Annotated in this window: 20 protein-coding genes; 7 read left to right on the top strand and 13 right to left on the bottom strand. The window is 53.1% G+C overall.

What is annotated here, in order from left to right:
- Positions 1–45: 45 nt before the first annotated feature.
- The 3 genes from rpsI to zapE form a co-directional block, all read right to left on the bottom strand.
- The gene (gene rpsI / locus ACUY4Q_RS02725) at positions 46–438 is read right to left on the bottom strand and encodes a 30S ribosomal protein S9 (RefSeq protein WP_003025138.1); all 393 of its coding nucleotides are present in this window, start codon (positions 436–438) and stop codon (positions 46–48) included.
- Between the two features lie 15 nt (positions 439–453).
- Positions 454–882 (bottom strand): 50S ribosomal protein L13, encoded by a 429-nt coding sequence (rplM, locus tag ACUY4Q_RS02720; protein WP_017374839.1) that lies wholly within the window; start codon positions 880–882, stop codon positions 454–456.
- 292 nt (positions 883–1,174) lie between these two features.
- A complete protein-coding gene (gene zapE / locus ACUY4Q_RS02715) occupies positions 1,175–2,299 on the bottom strand; it encodes a cell division protein ZapE (RefSeq protein ID WP_458045575.1) in 1,125 nt (374 codons plus the stop codon).
- A gap of 189 nt (positions 2,300–2,488) precedes the next feature.
- Between zapE and zapG the strand changes: the two genes are divergently transcribed.
- The 3 genes from zapG (at position 2,489) to degS (ending at position 5,588) form a co-directional block, all read left to right on the top strand.
- Positions 2,489–2,887 (top strand): Z-ring associated protein ZapG, encoded by a 399-nt coding sequence (gene zapG / locus ACUY4Q_RS02710; protein ID WP_458045574.1) that lies wholly within the window; start codon positions 2,489–2,491, stop codon positions 2,885–2,887.
- 174 nt (positions 2,888–3,061) lie between these two features.
- Positions 3,062–4,429, top strand: coding sequence for a serine endoprotease DegQ (gene degQ / locus ACUY4Q_RS02705; protein ID WP_458045573.1), 1,368 nt, complete (start codon positions 3,062–3,064; stop codon positions 4,427–4,429).
- 91 nt (positions 4,430–4,520) lie between these two features.
- Positions 4,521–5,588, top strand: a complete 1,068-nt coding sequence (degS, locus tag ACUY4Q_RS02700; RefSeq protein WP_458045572.1) for an outer membrane-stress sensor serine endopeptidase DegS — start codon at positions 4,521–4,523, stop codon at positions 5,586–5,588.
- Positions 5,589–5,673: 85 nt separating this feature from the next.
- On the opposite strand, the gene mdh is transcribed toward degS, so the two are convergent.
- Positions 5,674–6,612 (bottom strand): malate dehydrogenase, encoded by a 939-nt coding sequence (mdh, locus tag ACUY4Q_RS02695; RefSeq protein ID WP_458047242.1) that lies wholly within the window; start codon positions 6,610–6,612, stop codon positions 5,674–5,676.
- A 412-nt stretch (positions 6,613–7,024) separates the two neighbouring features.
- Here mdh and argR point away from each other — a divergent pair, with 412 nt between their 5' ends.
- From argR to yhcN (ACUY4Q_RS02680), 3 genes are all read left to right on the top strand, one after another.
- Positions 7,025–7,495: a transcriptional regulator ArgR gene (gene argR, locus ACUY4Q_RS02690; RefSeq protein ID WP_458045571.1), complete on the top strand. Its 471-nt coding sequence runs from the start codon at positions 7,025–7,027 to the stop codon at positions 7,493–7,495.
- 358 nt (positions 7,496–7,853) lie between these two features.
- On the top strand, positions 7,854–8,117 hold the full coding sequence (yhcN, locus tag ACUY4Q_RS02685; RefSeq protein WP_458045570.1) for a peroxide/acid stress response protein YhcN: 264 nt from the start codon (positions 7,854–7,856) through the stop codon (positions 8,115–8,117).
- 110 nt (positions 8,118–8,227) lie between these two features.
- Positions 8,228–8,491 carry a peroxide/acid stress response protein YhcN gene (yhcN, locus tag ACUY4Q_RS02680; protein WP_458045569.1) on the top strand — a complete coding sequence of 88 codons (264 nt, stop codon included), beginning with the start codon at positions 8,228–8,230 and terminating at the stop codon, positions 8,489–8,491.
- A 60-nt stretch (positions 8,492–8,551) separates the two neighbouring features.
- Here the strand turns inward: yhcN (ACUY4Q_RS02680) and ACUY4Q_RS02675 are convergent, their stop codons facing one another.
- The 5 genes from ACUY4Q_RS02675 to aaeX all read right to left on the bottom strand — a co-directional run bounded on the left by ACUY4Q_RS02675 (position 8,552) and on the right by aaeX (position 13,517).
- Positions 8,552–8,818, bottom strand: coding sequence for a barstar family protein (locus tag ACUY4Q_RS02675; RefSeq protein WP_458045568.1), 267 nt, complete (start codon positions 8,816–8,818; stop codon positions 8,552–8,554).
- A gap of 45 nt (positions 8,819–8,863) precedes the next feature.
- A complete protein-coding gene (locus ACUY4Q_RS02670) occupies positions 8,864–10,318 on the bottom strand; it encodes an NAD-dependent succinate-semialdehyde dehydrogenase (protein ID WP_458045567.1) in 1,455 nt (484 codons plus the stop codon).
- 82 nt (positions 10,319–10,400) lie between these two features.
- Positions 10,401–12,368, bottom strand: coding sequence for a p-hydroxybenzoic acid efflux pump subunit AaeB (gene aaeB / locus ACUY4Q_RS02665; protein ID WP_458047241.1), 1,968 nt, complete (start codon positions 12,366–12,368; stop codon positions 10,401–10,403).
- A 5-nt stretch (positions 12,369–12,373) separates the two neighbouring features.
- Positions 12,374–13,306, bottom strand: coding sequence for a p-hydroxybenzoic acid efflux pump subunit AaeA (gene aaeA / locus ACUY4Q_RS02660; RefSeq protein ID WP_458045566.1), 933 nt, complete (start codon positions 13,304–13,306; stop codon positions 12,374–12,376).
- Between the two features lie 7 nt (positions 13,307–13,313).
- On the bottom strand, positions 13,314–13,517 hold the full coding sequence (gene aaeX / locus ACUY4Q_RS02655; RefSeq protein ID WP_458045565.1) for a p-hydroxybenzoic acid efflux pump operon protein AaeX: 204 nt from the start codon (positions 13,515–13,517) through the stop codon (positions 13,314–13,316).
- A 177-nt stretch (positions 13,518–13,694) separates the two neighbouring features.
- On the opposite strand from aaeX, the gene aaeR reads away from it, so the two are divergent.
- The gene (aaeR, locus tag ACUY4Q_RS02650) at positions 13,695–14,618 is read left to right on the top strand and encodes an HTH-type transcriptional activator AaeR (RefSeq protein ID WP_458045564.1); all 924 of its coding nucleotides are present in this window, start codon (positions 13,695–13,697) and stop codon (positions 14,616–14,618) included.
- Positions 14,619–15,089: 471 nt separating this feature from the next.
- On the opposite strand, the gene tldD is transcribed toward aaeR, so the two are convergent.
- From tldD to ACUY4Q_RS02630, 4 genes are all read right to left on the bottom strand, one after another.
- A complete protein-coding gene (gene tldD, locus ACUY4Q_RS02645; protein WP_458045563.1) occupies positions 15,090–16,535 on the bottom strand; it encodes a metalloprotease TldD in 1,446 nt (481 codons plus the stop codon).
- Between the two features lie 83 nt (positions 16,536–16,618).
- Positions 16,619–20,428, bottom strand: coding sequence for an AsmA2 domain-containing protein YhdP (gene yhdP, locus ACUY4Q_RS02640; protein WP_458045562.1), 3,810 nt, complete (start codon positions 20,426–20,428; stop codon positions 16,619–16,621).
- Positions 20,429–20,472: 44 nt separating this feature from the next.
- The gene (rng, locus tag ACUY4Q_RS02635) at positions 20,473–21,942 is read right to left on the bottom strand and encodes a ribonuclease G (protein ID WP_458045561.1); all 1,470 of its coding nucleotides are present in this window, start codon (positions 21,940–21,942) and stop codon (positions 20,473–20,475) included.
- A complete protein-coding gene (locus tag ACUY4Q_RS02630; protein ID WP_458045560.1) occupies positions 21,932–22,525 on the bottom strand; it encodes a Maf family protein in 594 nt (197 codons plus the stop codon). The genes rng and ACUY4Q_RS02630 overlap by 11 nt, the downstream gene beginning before the upstream one ends.
- Positions 22,526–22,528: the final 3 nt, after the last annotated feature.

Genomic DNA, 22,528 nt, shown 5'->3' with positions numbered 1-22,528 from the left:
CATAAACCGGGTTTTTCGCCAATCGTTCTGCTTGCGCAGGACAAATTAACGTTTGGAGAACTGCGGACGACGACGTGCTTTACGCAGGCCGACTTTCTTACGTTCAACCTGACGAGCATCACGAGTAACGAAGCCAGCTTTACGCAGTTCGCCACGCAGGGACTCATCGTACTCCATCAGAGCGCGGGTGATACCGTGACGGATCGCACCAGCCTGACCAGAGATACCACCACCTTTAACGGTGATGTACAGATCCAGTTTCTCAACCATGTCGACCAGTTCCAGCGGCTGACGAACTACCATGCGGGCAGTTTCACGACCGAAGTACTGTTCCAGAGAACGTTGGTTGATAACGATTTTACCACTGCCCGGTTTGATGAAAACGCGAGCTGCGGAACTTTTGCGGCGACCAGTGCCGTAGTATTGATTTTCAGCCATTGCCTATAATCCCGATTAAATGTCCAGAACTTGCGGTTGCTGTGCCGCGTGGTTGTGCTCGTTACCCGCGTAAACTTTCAGTTTACGGTACATAGCACGACCCAGCGGGCCTTTTGGCAGCATGCCTTTAACCGCGATTTCAATCACACGCTCAGGACGGCGGGCAATCATCTCTTCAAAGGTCGCTTCTTTGATACCACCGATGTGGCCGGTGTGGTGGTAGTACATTTTGTCAGTACGCTTGTTGCCGGTTACAGCAACTTTTTCTGCGTTCAGAACGATGATGTAGTCACCAGTATCAACGTGCGGAGTGTATTCCGCTTTGTGCTTACCGCGCAGGCGACGAGCCAGTTCGGTAGCCAGACGGCCCAGAGTTTTACCGGTCGCGTCAACAACATACCAGTCGCGTTTTACGGTTTCTGGTTTAGCTGTAAAAGTTTTCATTAAAAGCTTACCCAAATAAATAAGTTACACGTTGGTGAACACCCAAACGTTTAGTCAGTTGAGGTTCACACGACAGAGTCCGGCAAACCTACCCCTTCGAATAGCCTATGCCAGCACATAGAAAGTTTTGGGAAAAAACCTTCTCGTAACGTGGGGTCGCAAGATTATAGAGAAGTCGAGGTCAAAGATCGACCCCTAATTGTGATTCGACGCGGGTTTTTCCGGGGGTGGGGTTTGTGCGCTTGAGTGCCCTCACCCGAAGCCCCTCTCCCGCGGGAGAGGGCAGCGTTTATTACGGCATGTGCGAGCGCTTGAGGTACTCCTCGCTCTGCATCTCCTGCAAGCGTGACAGACAGCGCTGGAACTCAAACTTGAGCCGCTCACCCTGATAGATGTCGAATAGCGGCACTTCCGCACTGATCACCAGCTTGACGTGTCGTTCATAAAACTCATCGACCAACGCAATAAACCGCCGCGCTTCGCTTTCCATCAGCGGCGTCATCACGGGAACATCAAACAGCATCACCGTGTGGAACAGGCGCGACAGTGCAATGTAGTCATGTTGGCTACGGGCATCCACGCATAAGGTCGTGAATGACACCGCCAGCGTTTGGTTTTCGACGCCCAGCGTCGCCATCGGACGATGGTTGATGTCGAGCGTCGGTGCGTTGCCTCGCGGCGCGCCCGCCAACGCCTGCCACAATTTATCCATTTGCTGCGTCGTTTCATCCTTCAGGGGCGAAAGCCACAGATGCGCCTGGGTCAGCGTACGTAGACGATAATCAACGCCTGCATCCACATTCATGATGTCGCAGTGCTGTTTAATCGCGTCAATGGCCGGCAGAAAACGCGCTCGTTGCAAACCGTTACGATAAAGTTCATCAGGCGGAATGTTTGACGTTGCCACCAGCGTAATGCCACGAGCAAACAGCGCTTTCATCAGCCCACCGAGCAGCATGGCATCCGTAATGTCTGAGACAAAAAACTCATCAAAACAGAGCACATCCGTTTCTGCTTTGAAGCGGTCAGCCACACTCTCCAGCGGATCGCTATGCCCTTGTAATTCTCGAAGTTCTTCATGAACACGGAGCATAAAGCGGTGGAAGTGGAGCCGCTGTTTACGCGTTCCCGGCAGGCTCTGATAGAAGAGATCCATCAGCCAGGTTTTACCGCGTCCGACGCCGCCCCACATATACAGACCGCGAACCGGAGCCTGTAAGGCAGGTTCGCGTTTACCCAGCAGTTTGCCAAATTTCGCCATTAAACCGCCCCGCTCTGGGGCCGCTTCTTCTTTGGTCACAATCTGTTGGTATATGTTGTCCAGCCGGGTAACGGCCTCTTTTTGCACATCGTCTGATTGATGGCTACCCTCGTTCAGGGCATTGATATATCGCGAGGTTGGGGAAAGACTCTGCATAGTGTAAAAGTTGTTCCTTGAAAATCGATCCTGCCCACAGGGTTGACCAAAAAAAGGTCGCTCTACCCTACGCGATGCCGCGCCGGGATTCCACTTCTGCGCGATTAGCGGTTATAGTGGCATAATCAGGCGCAGGCAAGGAGCTTGCAGCCACCACCCTACGGAATCATAAGACAATGGGAGAAGTACATGACCTGGGAATACGCGCTAATTGGGTTAGTTGTCGGTATCATAATTGGTGCCGTGGCCATGCGTTTTGGAAACCGGAAATTACGCCAGCAGCAGGCCTTGCAGTACGAGCTGGAAAAGAACAAAGCGGAGCTTGAAGAGTACCGTGAAGAACTCGTGAGTCACTTCGCTCGTAGCGCAGAACTTCTGGATAACATGGCGGACGATTATCGCCAGCTGTATCAACACATGGCAAAAAGTTCCAGTAGCCTGCTGCCAGAAATGTCGGCCGAAGAGAACCCCTTCCGCAATCGTCTGGCCGAGTCTGAAGCGGGTAACGATCAGGCACCGGTGCAGATTCCTCGTGACTATTCCGAAGGCGCATCGGGTCTGCTGCGCGGGGGCGCACCCCGTAAATAACCCTCTTTTGCTTTGCATTTTTAACGGGCGCACATGTTGCGCCCGTCCTGTCTTAACAAACCCAGCTATTATTTAGTCATATCCGCATTGTTCCTGGGTTGAAATTTCAATAACATCAACCTGTTTTACGTCGTTTTTTCCCCCTTTCACTTTAGGTTACGAGAGCCAGCATCAATGAAGAAACAAACCCTGCTGTTGAGTGCGTTAGCGTTAAGTGTCGGGTTATCTCTTTCGGCACCCATTCCGACTCTGGCGGCAATGCCGTCACAGATACCGGGCCAGGGGGCGCTGCCCAGTCTTGCGCCAGTGCTGGAGAAAGTCTTACCTGCGGTGGTCAGCGTGCAGGTGGAAGGGACGGCGGTACAAGGTCAAAAAGTCCCTGATGAGTTGAAAAAATATTTCGGTGAAGAGCTGCCCGACCAGCAAGCCCAACCGTTTGAAGGGCTTGGCTCCGGCGTAATCATCGACGCAGCGAAAGGCTATGTGCTCACCAATAATCACGTGATTAATCAGGCGCAAAAAATCAGTGTGCAGCTTAATGACGGGCGTGAATTTGAAGCCAAACTCATTGGCGGCGATGACCAGAGCGACATCGCGCTGCTGCAATTACAGAACCCCACCAACCTGACGCAAATTGCCATCGCCGACTCCGATAAACTCCGCGTAGGCGATTTTGTTATCGCGGTGGGTAATCCATTCGGGCTGGGGCAAACCGCCACTTCCGGCATAGTCTCTGCCCTGGGCCGCAGCGGGCTAAACCTGGAAGGCCTGGAGAATTTCATTCAGACCGATGCCTCTATCAACCGGGGGAACTCCGGCGGTGCGCTGCTGAATCTGAACGGTGAGCTGATCGGGATTAATACCGCTATTCTCGCGCCCAGCGGCGGCAGCGTGGGTATCGGGTTCGCTATCCCGGGTAATATGGCGCAAACCCTTGCCCAGCAGTTGATTCAATTCGGCGAAATCAAACGCGGTCTGCTCGGTATCAAAGGGACCGAAATGAGCGCCGATATCGCCAAAGCTTTCAACCTGAACGTGCAGCGTGGCGCGTTTGTTAGCGAAGTGCTGGCGAATTCAGGTTCAGCGAAGGCTGGCATCAAATCCGGCGATGTCATTGTTAGCCTCAACGACAAGCCGCTGAACAGCTTTGCCGAACTGCGTTCGCGTATTGCGACAACCGAACCGGGTACAAAAGTGAAGCTGGGCCTGCTGCGTGAGGGGAAACCGCTGGATGTGGAAGTGACGCTGGATAAGAGCACGTCATCCTCTGCCAGCGCAGAGCTGATTTCTCCAGCGCTTCAGGGTGCCTCGTTGAGCGATGGTCAGTTAAAAGACGGCACCAAAGGCATCAGCATTGAAAATGTTGAGAAAAGTAGCGCTGCCGCTCAGGCAGGATTACATAAAGATGATGTCATCATCGGCATTAACCGCACGCGCGTACAATCCATTGCTGAGCTACGCAAAGTGCTGGAGTCCAAACCTGGCGTCATCGCGCTGCAAATTATTCGCGGCAACGAAACTCTTTATTTATTGCTGCGTTAAGCAAATGCGATCCCGGACATCACCGCTGCATGTGATGTCCGGATAAGTCATGCTATGCTGCTGCCGATCCCTTAACAACGACGCCCGCATCATGTTTTTGAAGTTCTTACGCTCGGTAGTACTCGGTTTAATTGTCGGTGGCCTGATCCTCGCCGCCGTGCCCTCATTACGCCAGAAAATCACTTTTTCGACACCGCAGTTCGACAGCTCCGGCGATACGCCTGCCAGCTACAATGCGGCGGTTCGTCGCGCCGCGCCTGCGGTGGTGTACGTGTATAACCGGGGTCTGAACAATTCGTCACATAACCGTCTGGAGATTCGTACCCTGGGCTCCGGGGTTATCATGGATCAGCGCGGATATATTGTGACGAACAAGCATGTGATCAACGATGCTGACCAGATTATCGTCGCTCTGCAGGACGGCCGCGTGTTTGAAGCACTACTGGTAGGCTCTGATTCCCTCACCGACCTGGCGGTACTCAAAATCAACGCCAACGGCGGGCTTCCTGTGATTCCTATTAATACCCAGCGCGTGCCGCACATCGGCGATGTCGTCCTGGCGATCGGTAACCCTTACAACCTCGGGCAGACCATCACTCAGGGGATCATCAGCGCTACCGGGCGTATCGGGTTAAACCCAACCGGTCGACAGAATTTCCTGCAAACCGATGCATCCATCAACCACGGTAACTCCGGTGGCGCGCTGGTCAATTCACTCGGTGAGCTAATGGGGATAAACACCCTGTCATTCGATAAAAGCAACGATGGCGAAACGCCTGAAGGTATCGGTTTCGCCATCCCCTTCCAGCTTGCTACCAAGATCATGGACAAGCTGATCCGCGATGGGCGCGTGATCCGGGGCTACATTGGGATCGGCGGACGAGAAATTGCGCCCATGCACACTCAGGGCGGTGGCATTGATCAGATCCAGGGGATCGTGGTCAATGAAGTGGCACCGGATGGCCCGGCCGCCCAGGCCGGCATTCAGGTCAATGATGTCATTGTTTCGGTGAATGGCAAACCGGCCATATCCGCTCTGGAAACGATGGACCAGGTGGCAGAAATTCGTCCCGGCTCGGACATTCCGGTGGAAGTGATGCGAGAAGATAAAAAGCTGAAGCTTCAGGTCACTATTCAGGAATATCCGGCGACAAATTAAAGGAAATAAAAAACCGGAGCGCATAGGGCTCCGGTTTTTTATGCTCACCCCTGGCGGCAAACGGCACACCAGGCAGCGTTCATCCTCATTTGTTGACGAAGTCTTCGCCCAGTTGAATATCTTTATTGAGCGTGTCTAACATCCCTTCCAGCGCTTGCTGTTCAAAGGCGCTCAGTTTGCCAATCGCCTGACGCTCCTCAATACCGTTTTTACCCAGCAACAGCGGCTGTGAGAAGAAACGTGCATAGTGCCCGTCGCCTTCCACATACGCGCATTCCACGACGCCTTTCTCACCTTGTAGAGCGCGTACCAGTGACAGACCAAAACGTGCCGCAGCCTGCCCCATAGAGAGCGTTGCAGAGCCGCCACCTGCCTTCGCTTCCACCACTTCAGTACCCGCATTCTGGATACGCTTAGTCAGATCCGCGATTTCTTGTTCAGTGAAGCTGACGTCCGGGATTTGCGACAATAAAGGCAGGATGGTCACACCGGAATGACCGCCGACAACCGGCACCTCGACATCCGTTGGTTGCTTGCCTTTCAGCTCAGCCACGAAGGTATTGGAACGGATGATGTCCAGGGTCGTCACCCCAAACAGTTTATTCTTGTCATACACGCCCGCTTTTTTCAGCACTTCTGCGGCGATGGCAACCGTGGTATTGACCGGGTTAGTAATAATGCCAATGCATGCTTTTGGGCAGGTTGTCGCAATCTGCGCAACCAGGTTTTTGACAATGCCAGCATTGACGTTAAAGAGATCAGAGCGGTCCATACCCGGTTTACGCGCGACGCCAGCAGAAATCAGTACCACATCTGCACCGTGCAGCGCGGGGGTGGCATCTTCACCGGAAAAACCTTTGATTTTAACAGCAGTAGGGATATGGCTGAGGTCGACAGCAACCCCAGGAGTGACAGGAGCAATATCATACAGAGTGAGTTCTGAACCTGAAGGCAGTTGTGTTTTCAGTAGTAGAGCTAACGCCTGGCCAATGCCACCAGCTGCGCCGAGGACTGCAACTTTCATCATAAACTCCTTATTATGGTTAGCTAAATATTTTGTTACTCCGCTACGGCGACCTTAATTCACCCTGATAATTATGGCATCATGCAAATCAAAATTCTGCGGCACGGCACGCTTTTAAAATATTATAATGGGCTTTTACGATCGACTGGCAAACAAACTCAGCGATTAACACTGAGTGTTTACAATATAGACTCGACAACCCTCAAAACAACACCAATTGCATAACATTTATTTTACTTTTGCTTAAATTTGCGACACAAGCCACAAGCAGATTTTCTCCTGGCCGAAAAGACAGAGAGAACATTTGTATCTTTAATAACAGTATTTTAGATCTTTCCACAGTAGATTATTTGCATAAAAATTCATCCATATGCATAATAATGTAGTTTTCACGACCTGATACGGGTGACTTATGCGAAGCTCGGCAAAACAAGAAGAATTAGTTAAAGCGTTCAAGGCGCTACTTAAAGAAGAGAAGTTTAGTTCTCAGGGAGAAATCGTGCTGGCGTTGCAGGAGCAGGGTTTTGACAATATTAATCAGTCAAAAGTCTCTCGCATGCTCACCAAGTTTGGCGCCGTGCGTACGCGTAATGCCAAAATGGAGATGGTGTACTGCCTGCCTGCAGAACTGGGCGTTCCCACCACGTCCAGCCCGCTGAAGAATCTGGTGCTGGATATTGACTACAACTCGGCGGTGGTAGTGATTCATACCAGCCCGGGCGCAGCTCAGCTTATTGCCCGCTTGCTTGACTCATTAGGCAAGGCGGAAGGCATTCTGGGCACCATTGCGGGCGATGATACCATTTTCACCACGCCTGCGAACGGGTTCACGGTGAAAGAGCTGTACGAGGCCATCCTCGTTTTATTTGAACAAGAGCTCTGACGCCCCTTGCCCCTCATCCTGCCGTGAGGGGTTCTCCTCCCCCTCAAATTCATCTGGCTGTCACTAGCTGCACCTTCTTTTGACACATTGTGCGATTTCCTTTCACAAACCATTCACCATAAGAATGGTTTCGCACAAATAATCAAAATTCATCATCCCCATGATTTTAAATAAGAAAATGAAAATAATTTTCTTTTTTTATACACGAATTGATATAAAAAATGGCTTCCTTACCACTTATTTACCTTTGAAATAATTAGTCTGGTATTAATTTTCCGGGTGATTAGTGTATACTTGATTTTGTGATGAGGGTCACGAAACAAGACTCTCCAAAAGAAAATATGACGAGGCAATTATCATGAATATCAAATCTACCGTTGCAGCACTGAGCGTTCTTTCTGTTCTCTCTTTTGGCGCATTCGCCGCAGATTCTATCGGTGCCGATCAAGCACAAAACCGTCAGTCTTTAGGCACCGTTTCTGTAGGCGGCATCAGCTCTTCTCCGATGGACATGCGCGCTGAACTGAACAAGAAAGCTGAAGAGCAGGGTGCTTCTTCTTATCGCATTATCGAAGCACGTACCGGTGACAATTGGCACGCCACTGCTGAGCTGTATAAATAAGCTGTACTGAACAAACCCTGTATCAACCTGTAATAGATATCGCTCAACGGCACCAGGCATAAAAATAGCAGTTCAACCCTTCTCGCCGTTGGGAATTGAGGAGAAAGATTATGAAACGTAACACAATCATCGCAACCCTTGGTTTAGCTTCACTGTTGTCTTTCGGCGCGAGCGCCGCAACGCAAGTGTCTGCGGACCAGGCGCAAAACCTGCAATCTCTGGGCAGCATTTCTGTCTCTCAGACGGCCAGTTCCCCAATGAGTATCCGTGAGCAACTGTCGGCCAAAGCCGATCAGGCGGGCGCTTCCAGCTATCGCGTTACCGAGCTACAGGAAGGCGACACCTGGCACGCAACCGCCCAACTGTATAAATAATCCCTCGTCGTATGTCCTACGACTTGCCCCTGCTTGCAGGGGCTTTTTTATCTCTGTCGCTTAACGAATGTTAAAACGTAACTGCCCTTCCAGCTCTTCTTCAGCCTCATCAAATAACAAAATCAACGCGCCAAAACGCCGACGTAATTTTTCAGGCAAATGAATAAACTCAATTTCGAGTGGCACGGGTAACTCGCTCGTCACCACATGCCAGAGGGTATCCAGATCGCTGACTTTGTCACGATCGAGTGAAAACTGGCGGGAAAAATCACGGTAAAATGCGGGCTGATCGTCTATTTCATCAAAATCAAAAGTATAGGTATTCATTGTCCGCCATCCTGCCAAAAGGGGCGGTAATCCCGCCCCGTAAGCTTATAGACCCCCGAGATGCAGGGTTTTAACCTCGAGAAACTCCTCCAGACCGAGCACCGACCCCTCACGTCCGAGTCCAGATTCTTTAACTCCCCCAAACGGGCCAAGCTCCGTTGAGACAGCACATTCATTGATGCCAATCATGCCGCTTTCAATGGCTTGTGAAACACGGAAGACCCGCGACAGATTCTGCGTATAGAAGTAGGCAGCAAGGCCAAATGGCGTCGCGTTAGCACGCTGAATCACTTCATCTTCAGACGTAAACCGGAAACAGGCGGCGACCGGACCAAAGGTCTCTTCACGAGCAAGTTTCATGCCGTCGCTGCAATCCCCCAGCACCGTTGGCTGCCAGAAATTTCCGCCCAGCGAATGCGCTTTTCCGCCCGCCAGCACTTTTGCACCATGCGCAACGGCATCTTCAACATGCTCGCGAACCTTATCAACAGCGGAAGATTCAATCAGCGGCCCGACCACAACGCCCTCCTCAAGACCGTTACCGACCTTCAGCGCATTCACCGCTTCTGCCAGCTTCTGCGTAAAAGCGTCATAGACCGACTCATGGATGAAGAAACGGTTGACGCTCACGCAGACCTGCCCGGCATTACGGAATTTGTTGGCAATGGCCCCGTTCACTGCGGCATCAAGATCTGCATCCTCAAAAACGATATAAGGTGCATTGCCGCCGAGTTCCATAGAGACTTTTTTCATGGTTTCAGCAGCATTACGCATCAGCGTTTTCCCGACCGCAGTGGAGCCGGTAAAGGAGATTTTACGCACGTCCTGGCTTGCCATAATGGCATCGCTAATTTCGGACGTGGTCCCGGCTACCGCGTTCAATACACCATCCGGTACCCCGGCTTTCTTCGCCAGCGTCAGTAACGCGAAGGCGCTCAGTGGCGTATTGTTGGCGGGTTTAATTACGCCAGTACACCCTGCTGCCAGCGCGGGTCCCAGTTTACGGGTGAGCATCGCCATCGGGAAATTCCAGGGCGTGATCGCCGCCACCACCCCAATGGGCTCACGGGTGGCGTAAATGCGAGAACCGGGTTTAACGGGCGGAATAATTTCACCGTTGGCGCGTTTAGCCTGCTCGGCAAACCACTGAATAAAGCTGGCGGCATACTCCACCTCACCTTCTGCTTCTTTCAACGGTTTGCCCTGCTCCGTAGTCATCAATTGCCCCAGCCAGCGCTTATTCTCAATCATCAATTCGTACCAGCGATACAGAATCGTGGAGCGCTCTTTGGCGGTTTTTGCACGCCAGGCGGGGAAGGCTTTGGTCGCCGCAGCAATGGCCTCTTCGGTCTCTTTTTTCCCCGCTTTCGCCACTTTTGCTATCACGTCACCCGTTGCCGGATTCAGTACGTCAAATGTCGTATCCAGTGATTTCCAGACGCCATCCACCAGATAACCCGTCTGAAATAGTTCACTATCCTGCAATGCCTGCGTAGTCATTTGTCCTCCTGAACGGTGATTTAAAAACCTCCCGTAAAGTATAGCCATAAAAAAACCGACGCTTTGCGCGTCGGCTTCAGGGTTAACTCGTGGTCAGTGCATGTTGGTATTTATGCAGCATACCGGTTAAACGCTTAACAGGTTCAGTAACCTGAGGTGGCGCATCCCAGTAGGAGAGCTTTTCCTGATAGATGCCCAACTCTTCCAGTAACTGAGAAAAATAACGCCGTCGCTTGCTGTCGCTACCTGCGGAGATAATCTGGTCTGCCGTACGTCGCAACTGGCGGTGAAAAGCAGAAAGATCATCGTTAATGGGCACCGGCGCATCGCGCAAACGTTGATGGGCGATAATCAAGGTCAGCGCCAGACGAAACTTCGCCAGATCGCCCGGAAATTTGTTCAGCAACAGGAACAGTTGCTGATATAACGCAGGCAGATGATTTTCTTTGCGCCGGGCGGTATTGGTCGTCATCGCTGAGACAGCGGCAAAGACGAACTGGTTGAGAAGCGTACGGCCGGTCCGTGCCTGCGAATTATCACGCACCAGTAAAATAACAATCAGTGCCAGACCACAGCCGACAATTTGCCCAAGCGCACTGTCGAGAAATTGGCTGAAATGAAAGGTCATCGGGTTATCCAGCACAATAATATTAATCGTGCTGGCGAGCGCCCCCAGAGAGCCCAAGCGCCTTTTTTGCACTTCAATACCGATAAAGAAAGCCATCACTGCCAGACTGATGCATAGCAGCAACATGCTCTGCTGCGTTGATGGGATGATGACCAGGAAGTACAGCGCCCCCAAAGGCAATGCCACCAGCGTCCCTAACAGAAAATCAATCGCGACCATTTTAGGATTCGGCAAACGCATCGCCAGTGAGGTCACCACGGCAATCATCACCATGGTTCCACTTCCCGATGTCCAGCCGCTCCACAGCCAGAACAGGGTGCCTAAAACGCATGAGAGCGTGGTACGCCAGAAGTTGATCATGGCATGGTGGCCCTCCGCCGAAGCGGCTTTGACCACCACTTCACGACGTAACACCTCATCCTCTGTTGCGCTGATTTTGGTGTTAGTAGTGACGCCGCGTTTAAGCAACAGATAGCGTGTTGCCGAGCCGACCCAACTGTAAATGGTCACTGGCGTTTCACGTTCGCCCGTCCAGGCGATGACCCGACGCATGCGTTTCAACTGCTTGTGGATGTCCTGAATGGTGTCTACAGGGGCATCGAACAGCTCGCGGAACGTGCCGGTAATCAGCTCCGGTCGGGTGTTCTGGATCAAATAGGTTTCACACGCTTGCGTAATCAATGTCAAAGACAGGGTATTGATCGCTTTCAGACGGCGATTCGCCCTTCCCCAACGTGAGGATTCAATCTTCAGATTACTGCGCATCCCTTCCAGCGCCGCCGTCCGGCGAACCAGCGCTCCCCAGGCTTTATCCACCTCTTCAGGTTCGCCATGTTTAATGCAAAGCTGCATCAGTTGATATTGCGCCACCAGCAGACTGTCCAGTTCGCGATCGATCTCTTTTTTGATGGAACGCGGAGAGAAGAGCAGATCCGCCATAATGGCGCACACGATCCCGATGACGATTTCACTGCAACGCTCAACCGCAAACTGCGGGGTAAGCAGCGGTTCGCTTTGAATGGTGATGACAATAATCAGCGCGGTGTAGCCTGCCAGCCCCCAGGCATAGGAGTTTTCTACCCTTACTAAAGAGGAGAGCCAGGTACAAAAGCCGGCCCAGATGCAACAGACCATCAGCATCAGTAATGGGGCACGGATCATCGCAATGATGATAACCAAACCGGCAATACAGCCAATAAACGTACCGATAATGCGCAGCATGCCGCGGTAGCGAATGGCACCGGACCAGGGTTCCCCCCCTGCTGCAAAGGCCGGACCGGCCGCCACAATAGCGGCCGTCAGCACTGCCCAGCGCGGCGTTTCCAGTTGGAAATGAAAGCCAACAAATAACGCAAGAACAATGGCGCAAGCCAGCTTTAAGGCAAACCGGATATGCTGGCTGGCAATCGAGAACAGCCCCATGGTCATTAACCCATCTCACGCAGGCGATGCGCCAGTTTGCGGAAGAACGAATCGTGACTTTCATCGCGATCGTTTTTACCGGTAATCACGACGGTTGCGGTCGTACCCGCAGGCCACAGATTGCCTTGCTGCTCATCGAGATGAATGCGTACCGGCACGCGCTGCGCCAGACGAACCCATTCCAGGTTGGAATCGATGGTTGCCATACCTTTACTGTCGCTACTGCTGCTGGCATTGGTCACGCCGGCAGCCACGCTGTCAACGGTTCCTTTCAACACACGGTTGCTGCCAAGCGGCGTAATTTCAGCGCGATAACCCGGACGGACGCCTTCAAGTTTGGTCTCTTCGAGATAGGCCAGAACGTAGAACGAGTTTTGTTTGACCAACGCCACTGCCGTTGAGCCACGGGTAATGAATTCACCGGCATAGACATTCAGGTTAGTGACCCATCCGTCTGCTGGCGCACGAATTACGGTCCGTTCAAGGTCAAGCTTCGCCAGGTCACGGGTAGCTTGTGCTTTTGCCAATTGATGCAAAACGGTTTGCAGGACGTTGTTCGCCTGATCGATCTCTTCACGAGACATGGCCTGAACACCCAGTTGGTTACGGCGCCCTGCTTCGCGACGTTTTTCGTTCGCCAGTGCCTGGTAATAAGAGACATCAGCTTCGGCCTCTTCCAGCGCTTTTTGATAACGCGGCTGGTCGATAGTAAAGAGTACCTGGTTTGCTTTAACCAGTTCGTTGTCATGAACATTCACCGCGGTGATTAAACCGGCGACGTCAGGAGCGATGGCGACTACATCGGCGCTAAAGCGGGCATCACGAGTCCAGGGGGATTCGGTGTAGTAAACCCAGGCGCGAAAAATAGCGATGAACGCGAGGATAACCAGCACGACAGTGATAGCAGTACGGGAGAGATTTCTTGTTAGTGTTTTCACTTCTACCTCAAGCAAACAGGCGCGACAGCAGATAGAACAAGCAGCAGTAGAGCGCGGTATTAAACAATGCCGGATGCCAGACAAAATCATAGATCCCGGTCGGGATCAGCACACGGCGCACCAGCCAGAAAACCGCCAGTGACAAAAGTAATTCGAAAAAAATCGGGGGGAACGACAGACCGAACACCACGATAACGGGAAACAGACTCATGTTGACCTTGATTAGAGAGAGTGCAGGCGACAATATTTCTTATCCGTACCGCCACGGAGCAGTGAGCAAGCCAGGCGAGAGCGATACGTTAATTATTCAGCGAATAGTATATTAACGTAACTGTTATGCTGTTATCTATATAATGTGATCTAAATCACTTTTAAGCCAGAGTGAATAATGGAACGACTAAAACGAATGTCGGTATTCGCCAAAGTGGTTGAGCAAGGCTCTTTCACCGCAGCGGCACGGCAGCTTCACATGAGCGTCTCCTCCATCAGTCAGACGGTGGCAAAGCTGGAAGATGAACTTCAGGTCAAGCTGCTAAACCGCAGTACACGCAGCCTGGGGCTTACCGAAGCGGGAAAAATCTACTACCAGGGCTGCCGCCGGATGCTGTTTGAAGTTCAGGACGTTCACGAACAGTTATATGCATTCAATAACACCCCTATCGGTACGCTACGCATAGGCTGTTCTTCAACCATGGCACACAATGTTCTCGCCAGAATGACCGCCGATATGCTGAAAGAGTATCCTGGCCTTTCCATAAACCTTGTGACGGGCATCCCGGCCCCTGACCTGATTGCTGATGGTCTGGACGTGGTGATTCGCGTTGGGGCATTACAAGATTCTAGCCTCTTTTCTCGCCGGCTGGGGGCGATGCCGATGGTGGTATGCGCAGCCAAAAGCTATCTTGCGCAGTATGGCACACCGGAAAAACCTGCGGATTTGGTCAATCACTCATGGCTGGAATACAGCGTACGTCCGGATAATGAATTCGAACTGATCGCGCCGGAAGGGATTTCTACGCGGCTGATCCCGCAGGGGCGATTTGTCACCAACGATCCGATGACGCTTTCGCGCTGGTTGACCGCCGGAGCCGGTATCGCCTATGTGCCGCTAATGTGGGTGATCGACGAGATCAACAACGGCAATCTGGAGATCCTGTTTACCCGCTACCAGTCCGATCCCCGTCCGGTATGGGCGCTGTATACGCAAAAAGACAAATTACCGTTGAAGGTTCAGGTCTGTATCAACTATCTGACGGAATATTTTGTTGAAGTGGCGAAAATTTATCAGGGAATGCAGGGGCGTGGGCTGTAATGCCCTCACCTTTAGGGCTGAGGAATCCCCGCAAATAATGCGAGCACAGTCGGTCCCCTCTCCCTTGAGGGAGAGGGTTAGGGTGAGGGGAACATGCGGCTCTGAGGGTCATTCCGTTCACCTTATGTTCCTTGCTTCTCTGTCACGCCAGAACCCGTGAACGTGCCAGGGTGGCTCGCCGCCACCACCCTGGCGACCCGGGCTCCCGGCCAGGAAAATCGCCGCTGGTGCGGTCCACTACGCATATTCCTTCAGGCTTATCGGGGACGGGCGAAGGAAACGTCCCTGTAAAGTCGCCCTCGCCGCGCATCCCTGCGCGTCGCCCCGGCCTTACGGATACGCTTCGTCGATTTTCAGCCGGACCCTGTCATCGCGGTGACGGTTTTATTCCCATGGCGCAATGTTATCGCTGTAAAACGTAATATTACCGGGATCCCTCAGCCTACAGGGTGAGGGCATGTAAAACGAAAATCAGGCAGTACCGCCGACGGTCAGGTTATCGACTTTCAGCGTCGGCTGACCGACGCCCACTGGCAGGCTCTGGCCCTCTTTACCACAGACGCCCACGCCTTTATCCAGCTTCAGATCGTTACCCACCATCGATACCTGTTGCATCGCTTCAATACCGGAACCGATCAGGGTTGCGCCTTTGACCGGTTTGGTAACTTTGCCGTTCTCAATGAGGTAAGCCTCTGAGGTAGAGAAGACGAATTTGCCGGAGGTAATATCCACCTGGCCTCCGCCAAAGTTCGGCGCAAAAATACCAAACTCAACGGATTCGATAATCTCTTGTGGGGTCGATTTACCCGCCAGCATATAAGTGTTGGTCATACGCGGCATCGGCAGATGAGCATAAGATTCACGACGCCCGTTACCGGTCGGCGCAACGCCCATCAGACGCGCGTTTAACTTATCCTGCATATAGCCTTTGAGAATGCCATTTTCAATCAAGGTGTTGTACTGGCCCGGCGTGCCTTCATCATCAATAGACACGGAACCACGGCGATCGGCCATGGTGCCATCGTCCACGATGGTACAAAGCTCTGAGGCGACCAGTTGGCCCATTTGACCACTGAAAACAGAGGTGCCACGGCGGTTAAAATCTCCTTCCAGCCCGTGTCCAACCGCTTCATGCAGCAGCACGCCAGGCCAACCTGCACCCAGTACCACCGGCATAGTACCGGCAGGGGCCGCAACCGCAGAAAGATTAACCAGCGCCATACGCACGGCCTCTCGCGCCCAGGCATCGGCGCGCACATCACCCTCTTCGTCCTTCAGGAACCAGTCGTAACCGAATCGACCACCGCCACCGCTTGAGCCGCGTTCACGCTTACCGTCATCTTCTACCTGCACGCTGACTGAGAGGCGAACCAGCGGACGGACATCCGCCGCCAGCGTACCGTCGGTCGCAGCAACCAGAATCAGCTCATAAACGCCGGTCAGGCTGGCGGTCACTTCCTGCACACGTTTATCCGCCGCACGCGCGACCTTGTCTACCCGGCGCAGAATATCCAGTTTCTCTTCGCGGCTCATGCTCTGTAACGGATCAATACTGGTGTAGAGGCCGCTATGTTCAACAGCCCCCAGCGTCTGCACTCGCCCGTCACCGGCATCACGCACGATGGTGCGCGCGGCCTGGGCACTCTGCTCCAGAGCCAGCATGCTGATTTGATCCGCATAGGCAAAGCCGGTTTTCTCACCGCTTACGGCACGCACACCGACACCCTGGTCAATGTTGTACGAACCGTCTTTTATGATGCTGTCTTCTAACACCCAGGATTCATGATAGCTCGACTGAAAATAGAGATCGCCATAGTCGAGTCGACGTTCGGTCAGTTGGCCGAGAATGGAAAACAGATCCTGATGGCTCAGGCCATTTGCTGCCAGTAATTGTTCACTTACCAGGTTCAGACTCATCGTTAGCTACTCGTCGTTGCCGCCACAAAGGGCAGTAAAAATGTCATATAAGAAGATTGAGGCAATTCTTAGACGCCGTCAAATCATTGCTTTTTATCCGCACGGGTCTCGCGAAGCACTTCATTGATCTGCGGTTTGTCCACCGGACCGGTTATCTGGTAGCGCAAAATGGAGACTTTATTCCACAGCGGCCCCAGAACCTTGCTGGCAGCAAAGACGGCAGCACCGACAATCGGGTTAACCGCAAACGCCGCCGCAACCCCCACGGTGGCCGAAATCTCCGGTGCGACTACGGCTTCCACGTTCAGTCGTCGCTGCACCAGATCAACCGAGCCTTTCATGGCAATGTCTGCCTCGAGTCCGTCCACCAGCGTGTCATCGGTGTGCAGAATGCCGTCTTTAATCCAGGCCGTACTGCGAATAGAGTCAAAGAAAAAGCTGTCGTTACTGAAGGTGTCGCTAAAGTCAAAACGCAGCTTACGCAGTAGCGCATCCACGCTGAAGAGACGCAGCAGCTGACCTGCATGGCCAGTGCTGACATCCGTGATCTCCCCTTTCCCCAGACGGGTACGCAGGATGCCGTTAAGCGAGGCTTCCTGCGGCTGCCACGGTGGGCTGCGCCAGTGCAAATCGTAGTTCACATCAAAGGATGCATTACGCATCGGGGTCGAGATACCAAAGAAACTCATCGCCGCATCGATCTTTTCCCCTTTCAGGGTGCCTTTGACAGAGGTGCGCTCACCCCCGGTACGATTGACCCACTCACCGTCTGCGGTCAGGCGCGCAAAGCCGGTGTCAACCAGCCCTTTGGTCAGCGTCAGGGTATCTCCTTTGATATCAACATCACCGTCTATGCGACCGTATTTTTGCCCCCATAGCCAGCACTCGGCACAACGCAACCGCAGATCTGGCCAACCACTGAAATCCACCTGCGATTTGCCACTTAGCAGCGTCGTGGGTGACGAAATGTCATTATCTTCGGATACGGCCGCCGCGGGGTTGTAATAGAGATAACGAATGGCTGCTTCCCAGGGGGCATTATCCCGCAGGGTGAGGGTGCCGTTAATTTCTCTACCCTGCGCTTCGATAACTGAGCCGGAGGATTGCGGCTTTGAGACAAGGCTTAGATTATTCCACTGCTGACCGGCCAGGGTTAGCGCTGGCGTGCGTAAAGTAATACGCGACGGGAAAGCGGTAGAATCGCTGACATTACTGGCGACACCCTGGCGGAACAGCGCCAGCCACTGCGCGCCGTTCATCGCAGGCAGGTTGAGTTCTACCCCTTCTTCATCCGGTAACGGCGGCAAAGTATGGCTATCGGAAGCCCAAATGGCGCGATCAAGGGTCAATTTACTGTTAAGCAACCACCGGCTGTTGAAGTGATTGGTGCTGCCCGCGCTGCCGGTGAGATCAAAGCTGTGCAAGTTCCCTTCAACCTTGAGCTTAACGGGCAGCGCTTTGCCCGGCTGCTTATCCATGGGCGGTGGTAACTTACTGGCAATGTTGGTTAAATCGCCATCAATATTGACGGCATACTTCGCACCTGAGCGGTAGGGAAGGTCGATGTCCACTTTTCCTTTCCAGCCAAAGCTCCCACTGAGCGCATTATTCAGTTGCTGCGGTAGAACGCCCGTGCGTGCCGGCTGCCAGTTTCCGTTCAGATTCACCGCCACCTGGTAGGCTTTCTCACCCTCAGTGGTTGTGAAATCAATATTAAGCGGCTGATTAAACCAGGTGGCCTGTAACGGTTCGCTTTTCAAATTGCCGTTCACGAAGCTGAACTTGCCGCGCAGATCGTTGACTGTGCTGTTAATAGGCTTGATAAACAGATTATTGTGGTTCAGCGTGACGTCGCCCTTCGCGGTTGTCATTTCGCCATCAAGCGGAATGTCGAGATGTAAGCGAGCATTCACCTCGCCGTCGAGCTGCAACTCATCAAGCGCAGTCGACAGCGTCTCTTTCAGCGGGGTGTCTTTGAAATAGGGACCCACGGCTTTGCCTGGCCCTTTAACATCGGCATCGATCAATAACTTCTCTTTGAGATAATCCGGGATAGTGGCCGACAGGTTAGTGGCCTTTACGCCGCCTAACGCCACCTCATCGGTCTTCATCCATAAACCATCGTTGATAAAATCGAGCTCGATATCAAAATTCTTCAGCGCGGGCCAGTCGGGCTGGAAGGCAAAGGTCGCGTTGCGTAGCGGAACCAGTACCTCAAACTGCCCTTCATTATGTTTGTACGGGAACAGTTTCGGATTGCCGCCATACACCAGCGTCGCATTATCGGCCTGACCGCCCTGGATAGCCCCACTCAGGTAGTCCACTAGCGCCTTGCCCATCAGATTTTCCGGGAAGTAGCGCCAGGCCTGACCGCCGTCGGTGACGTTAATACCCGCCAGAATACCCAGCCATGGCTCGTCATTCGCCGGTTGCAGGTAGCGGAAATCACCACGGGCATGAATGGCATTGGCCTGCACATCAATATTGCGTCCATCCAGCTGCAGGCCACGTTCATCCTTTTGCCAGTTGAGGGTGGCAGCACCTTTTTCAATTTCAAGCGGAGCGCGGAAGACCGTGGCATACGGCATTTTTGCCTTCACCATCTCGGCAGTTATGCGCCCATTCTCCACGCTTCCGCTAAGCGTACCGGAGAGATTTTCGACACCCGGCAGTAGCTGCCACTGTTTCCAGGCAAGGTTTTTCCAGTTCGCCTGAAAGCGCGTTTTCTCCGTCGCTTGCAAGGGGATGTCGAGCGCCAGGTTGTCCAGCAAACCGGAAGGATTCATGGTGCGCCAGATGTTGCCGAGTTCCGGGGAAATTTTTTCCGCAATCGGTAGCAGACCGTCCAGGTTATCGAGCTCAAGGCGGCTGGCGCGCACGCGCAATTCATCACTACGGATACCGTCAGGCCCACCGGCTTCCTGTGCTGGCACCCAGGCAAAGGCCAGTGACCCTTTAGGCCATGGGCGCTCGTCCAGCGTAATACGTGTTTCCGGGATATCAAACTGCCAGCCCTGCTGCTGGCGTGAAACATGGGCGGTTAGATTGTCGACAGTCATCTCATGGACTGTCTTATCGCCCTGCCAGCTGGCTCCCCCTTTTTTCAGCCAGACATCGCCGCTTTCAACTTCGCCTTTGTTGAGTGTCATCCACCCTTCAAGGCTGAAACGGGCAGAATCCAACGCAACGTTGTCCTGCATCCATTTACCCAGCCACGGCTTCACATCGATATCATCAGCCTGCAACCACACTCTGCCATTATTGAGGATGCCGTTGTCGTCACGCAGATCCATGCGGACCTGCATAATGCCATGCTGGCCCGTCAGGCTGGAGAGGCTTAACTGACCTTCCGCACGATGACGCTCATTGCTGTTTAGCCAGGTCAGTTGGGGAATGGACAATTCGGCGCGCTGGCCGGAAAGGGTCAGAAAACTGAGACTACTGTCGCGCAGATCGAAGTGATCGAACTGGCGAAGAAAGAGATCGCTGATGCGATCGGTTTCAAGCGTATCGCCGCTATTGTTGCGTTGCAGAGGGGTATTACTTCGGACCGCCAGTTGGTAAAAGGTCAGGTCGCGGAACTGCCAGCGCAAGTGCAGCAGGCTTTGCCAGATATCCAGCGCCAGGGTAAGGCGTTTTACGGACAGGCTCCCACCATCATTCAGTACCGCACTGATATCACGCACGTCCAGGGTAGGGCCAAAATTCTGCCAGCTTGCCTGCAGATGACCGGCATCAACGTCGACACCTGTTTCTTTCTTGATGATGGAGAGGATCTCAGGACGCCAGTTGTCCAGGTGAGGCAACATAAGACGCAGGCCACTCACCAGCAACGCCACAATTACGATAAGCGTTGCCACTGTAAGCAGTAAAATCCCCGGCAATCGCCTCACGCACCTCTCCTTGTCAGCAAAACATCTGGACCCCGTCTTGGGTCTTACATCATGACCACGTCAAACTGCTCTTGGTTGTAGAGCGGTTCTATTTGCACCTTAACCTGCTTGCCGACGAAGATTTCCACCTCTGCCAGCGCATGGGACTCTTCCCCTTTCAGGGTTTCCGCTACCGCAGGAGAAGCATAGACCAGGAATCGGTCAGAATCGTAAGCATGGTGCACACGGACAATTTCACGCATGATTTCATAGCAGACGGTTTCCACCGTTTTCACGGTTCCGCGACCGTGACAGGTTGGGCACTCGTTGCACAGCACGTGCTCAACGCTTTCGCGGGTACGTTTGCGGGTCATTTCCACCAACCCGAGCTGTGAAAAGCCGTTGATGCTGGTTTTGACTCTGTCCTTACTCAGCGCCTGCTCCAGGGAATGCAGTACGCGGCGACGGTGATCTTCATTATTCATATCAATGAAGTCGATAATGATAATCCCGCCGAGATTACGCAAACGCAGCTGACGAGCAATGGCCTGGGTCGCTTCGATATTGGTATTAAAGATGGTGTCATCAAGATTACGGTGCCCCACAAAGGCGCCGGTATTGATATCGACCGTGGTCATGGCTTCGGTCTGGTCGATCACCAGATAGCCACCGGACTTCAGCTCCACTTTTCTTTCCAGCGCGCGCTGAATTTCATTTTCAACGTCAAAGAGATCGAAAATGGGCTGGCGACCACTGTAGTGCTCAATCTTGTTGGTCATTTCCGGCATGTATTCTGCGGTGAACTCCAGCAGCATGTCGTAAGTCAGGCGTGAGTCGACGCGGATCCTGTCGAGCTGCGCATCAGCAAAATCGCGCAGCACACGTTGCGCCAGCGCCAGCTCACCGTAGAGCTTGTAACGCGTCTGGTTGCGTTTTTTACGCTCCATAACTTTGGTCCAGACGCGTTTCAGGTAGGCGGCATCCGAGGAGAGATCGTCTTCACACACCCCTTCAGCCGCGGTACGGATAATAAAACCACCCTGCTCATCGCAGTATTCCGCCACGACCTGTTTGAGTCTTTCACGCTCGGCTTCGCTGTCGATGCGTTGGGAGACGCCGACGTGCGAAGCGCCCGGCATAAACACCAGGTAACGGGAAGGCAGGGTAATGTCGGTTGTCAGTCGTGCGCCTTTGGTGCCCAGAGGATCTTTCACCACCTGCACCATCAAATCCTGGCCCTGACGCACCAGTTCTGAGATGTCGCGTACGGTAAAGTTCTTCTGCTCTTCCCCGGCAACGCATTCGGTATGCGGCATAATGTCCGAGGCATGAAGGAACGCCGCCTTATCCAGACCAATATCTACAAAAGCCGCCTGCATCCCAGGAAGTACTCGACTTACCCGACCCTTGTAGATATTGCCTACGATCCCGCGTCGCGCCTCACGCTCGATGTGGATCTCCTGCAGGATCCCACCATCGATGTAAGCCACACGCGTCTCCGATGGCGTTACGTTAACTAACAATTCAGCCGTCATGATTATCTTTTCCCTCGCGCAGTGCGTTAAAGTTGCTCAACAGTTCCCACGTTTCCACCAGCGGCAAACCGACGACGGCATGGTAACTGCCATTGATTTTTCTGACAAAACAGCCGCCCAGTCCCTGGATGCCATATGCCCCGGCTTTATCAAGCGGCTCGCCAGTTGCCACATAAGCGGCAATATCTTCGTCAGATAGCACGCGGAAAGTGACTTCCGTGACCACAAGGCAATCCAGCAGATGCTGGCTGTCTGCCAGTGCCACCGCAGTCATCACCTGATGGGTTTGACCGGAGAGTTGTCGTAACATTTTAGCAGCATGCGAGGCGTCTTTCGGTTTTTCAAGCACTTCACCATTAAATATCACAATGGTGTCGGCCCCAAGAACCGGCAAGTCACGCGTGACCATCGCTACCCCGGCCTGGGCTTTTTCTCGCGCCAGTCGCAACACGTAATGATGGGCGCTCTCTTGCGCCCGACGCTGCTCTTCAATACCAGGGATAATGCGTTCGAAGCTCACGCCCAACTGGGTGAGCAGTTCCTGACGGCGTGGGGAACCGGAGGCAAGCCAGAGAGTTGTCATAAA

This window comes from Phytobacter cepae (genome assembly GCF_054165735.1).
Note: the sequence above shows the minus strand (reverse complement) of the source record. Positions and strands in the feature narration are given on the sequence as shown.

Bases quoted from the DNA above. Each gene is read 5' to 3' on its own strand.
- rpsI (WP_003025138.1), bottom strand. From the start codon at position 438: ATGGCTGAAAATCAATACTACGGCACTGGTCGCCGCAAAAGTTCCGCA.
- rplM (WP_017374839.1), bottom strand. From the start codon at position 882: ATGAAAACTTTTACAGCTAAACCAGAAACCGTAAAACGCGACTGGTAT.
- zapE (WP_458045575.1), bottom strand. From the start codon at position 2,299: ATGCAGAGTCTTTCCCCAACCTCGCGATATATCAATGCCCTGAACGAG.
- zapG (WP_458045574.1), top strand. From the start codon at position 2,489: ATGACCTGGGAATACGCGCTAATTGGGTTAGTTGTCGGTATCATAATT.
- degQ (WP_458045573.1), top strand. From the start codon at position 3,062: ATGAAGAAACAAACCCTGCTGTTGAGTGCGTTAGCGTTAAGTGTCGGG.
- degS (WP_458045572.1), top strand. From the start codon at position 4,521: ATGTTTTTGAAGTTCTTACGCTCGGTAGTACTCGGTTTAATTGTCGGT.
- mdh (WP_458047242.1), bottom strand. From the start codon at position 6,612: ATGAAAGTTGCAGTCCTCGGCGCAGCTGGTGGCATTGGCCAGGCGTTA.
- argR (WP_458045571.1), top strand. From the start codon at position 7,025: ATGCGAAGCTCGGCAAAACAAGAAGAATTAGTTAAAGCGTTCAAGGCG.
- yhcN (WP_458045570.1), top strand. From the start codon at position 7,854: ATGAATATCAAATCTACCGTTGCAGCACTGAGCGTTCTTTCTGTTCTC.
- yhcN (WP_458045569.1), top strand. From the start codon at position 8,228: ATGAAACGTAACACAATCATCGCAACCCTTGGTTTAGCTTCACTGTTG.
- ACUY4Q_RS02675 (WP_458045568.1), bottom strand. From the start codon at position 8,818: ATGAATACCTATACTTTTGATTTTGATGAAATAGACGATCAGCCCGCA.
- ACUY4Q_RS02670 (WP_458045567.1), bottom strand. From the start codon at position 10,318: ATGACTACGCAGGCATTGCAGGATAGTGAACTATTTCAGACGGGTTAT.
- aaeB (WP_458047241.1), bottom strand. From the start codon at position 12,368: ATGGGGCTGTTCTCGATTGCCAGCCAGCATATCCGGTTTGCCTTAAAG.
- aaeX (WP_458045565.1), bottom strand. From the start codon at position 13,517: ATGAGTCTGTTTCCCGTTATCGTGGTGTTCGGTCTGTCGTTCCCCCCG.
- aaeR (WP_458045564.1), top strand. From the start codon at position 13,695: ATGGAACGACTAAAACGAATGTCGGTATTCGCCAAAGTGGTTGAGCAA.
- tldD (WP_458045563.1), bottom strand. From the start codon at position 16,535: ATGAGTCTGAACCTGGTAAGTGAACAATTACTGGCAGCAAATGGCCTG.
- rng (WP_458045561.1), bottom strand. From the start codon at position 21,942: ATGACGGCTGAATTGTTAGTTAACGTAACGCCATCGGAGACGCGTGTG.
- ACUY4Q_RS02630 (WP_458045560.1), bottom strand. From the start codon at position 22,525: ATGACAACTCTCTGGCTTGCCTCCGGTTCCCCACGCCGTCAGGAACTG.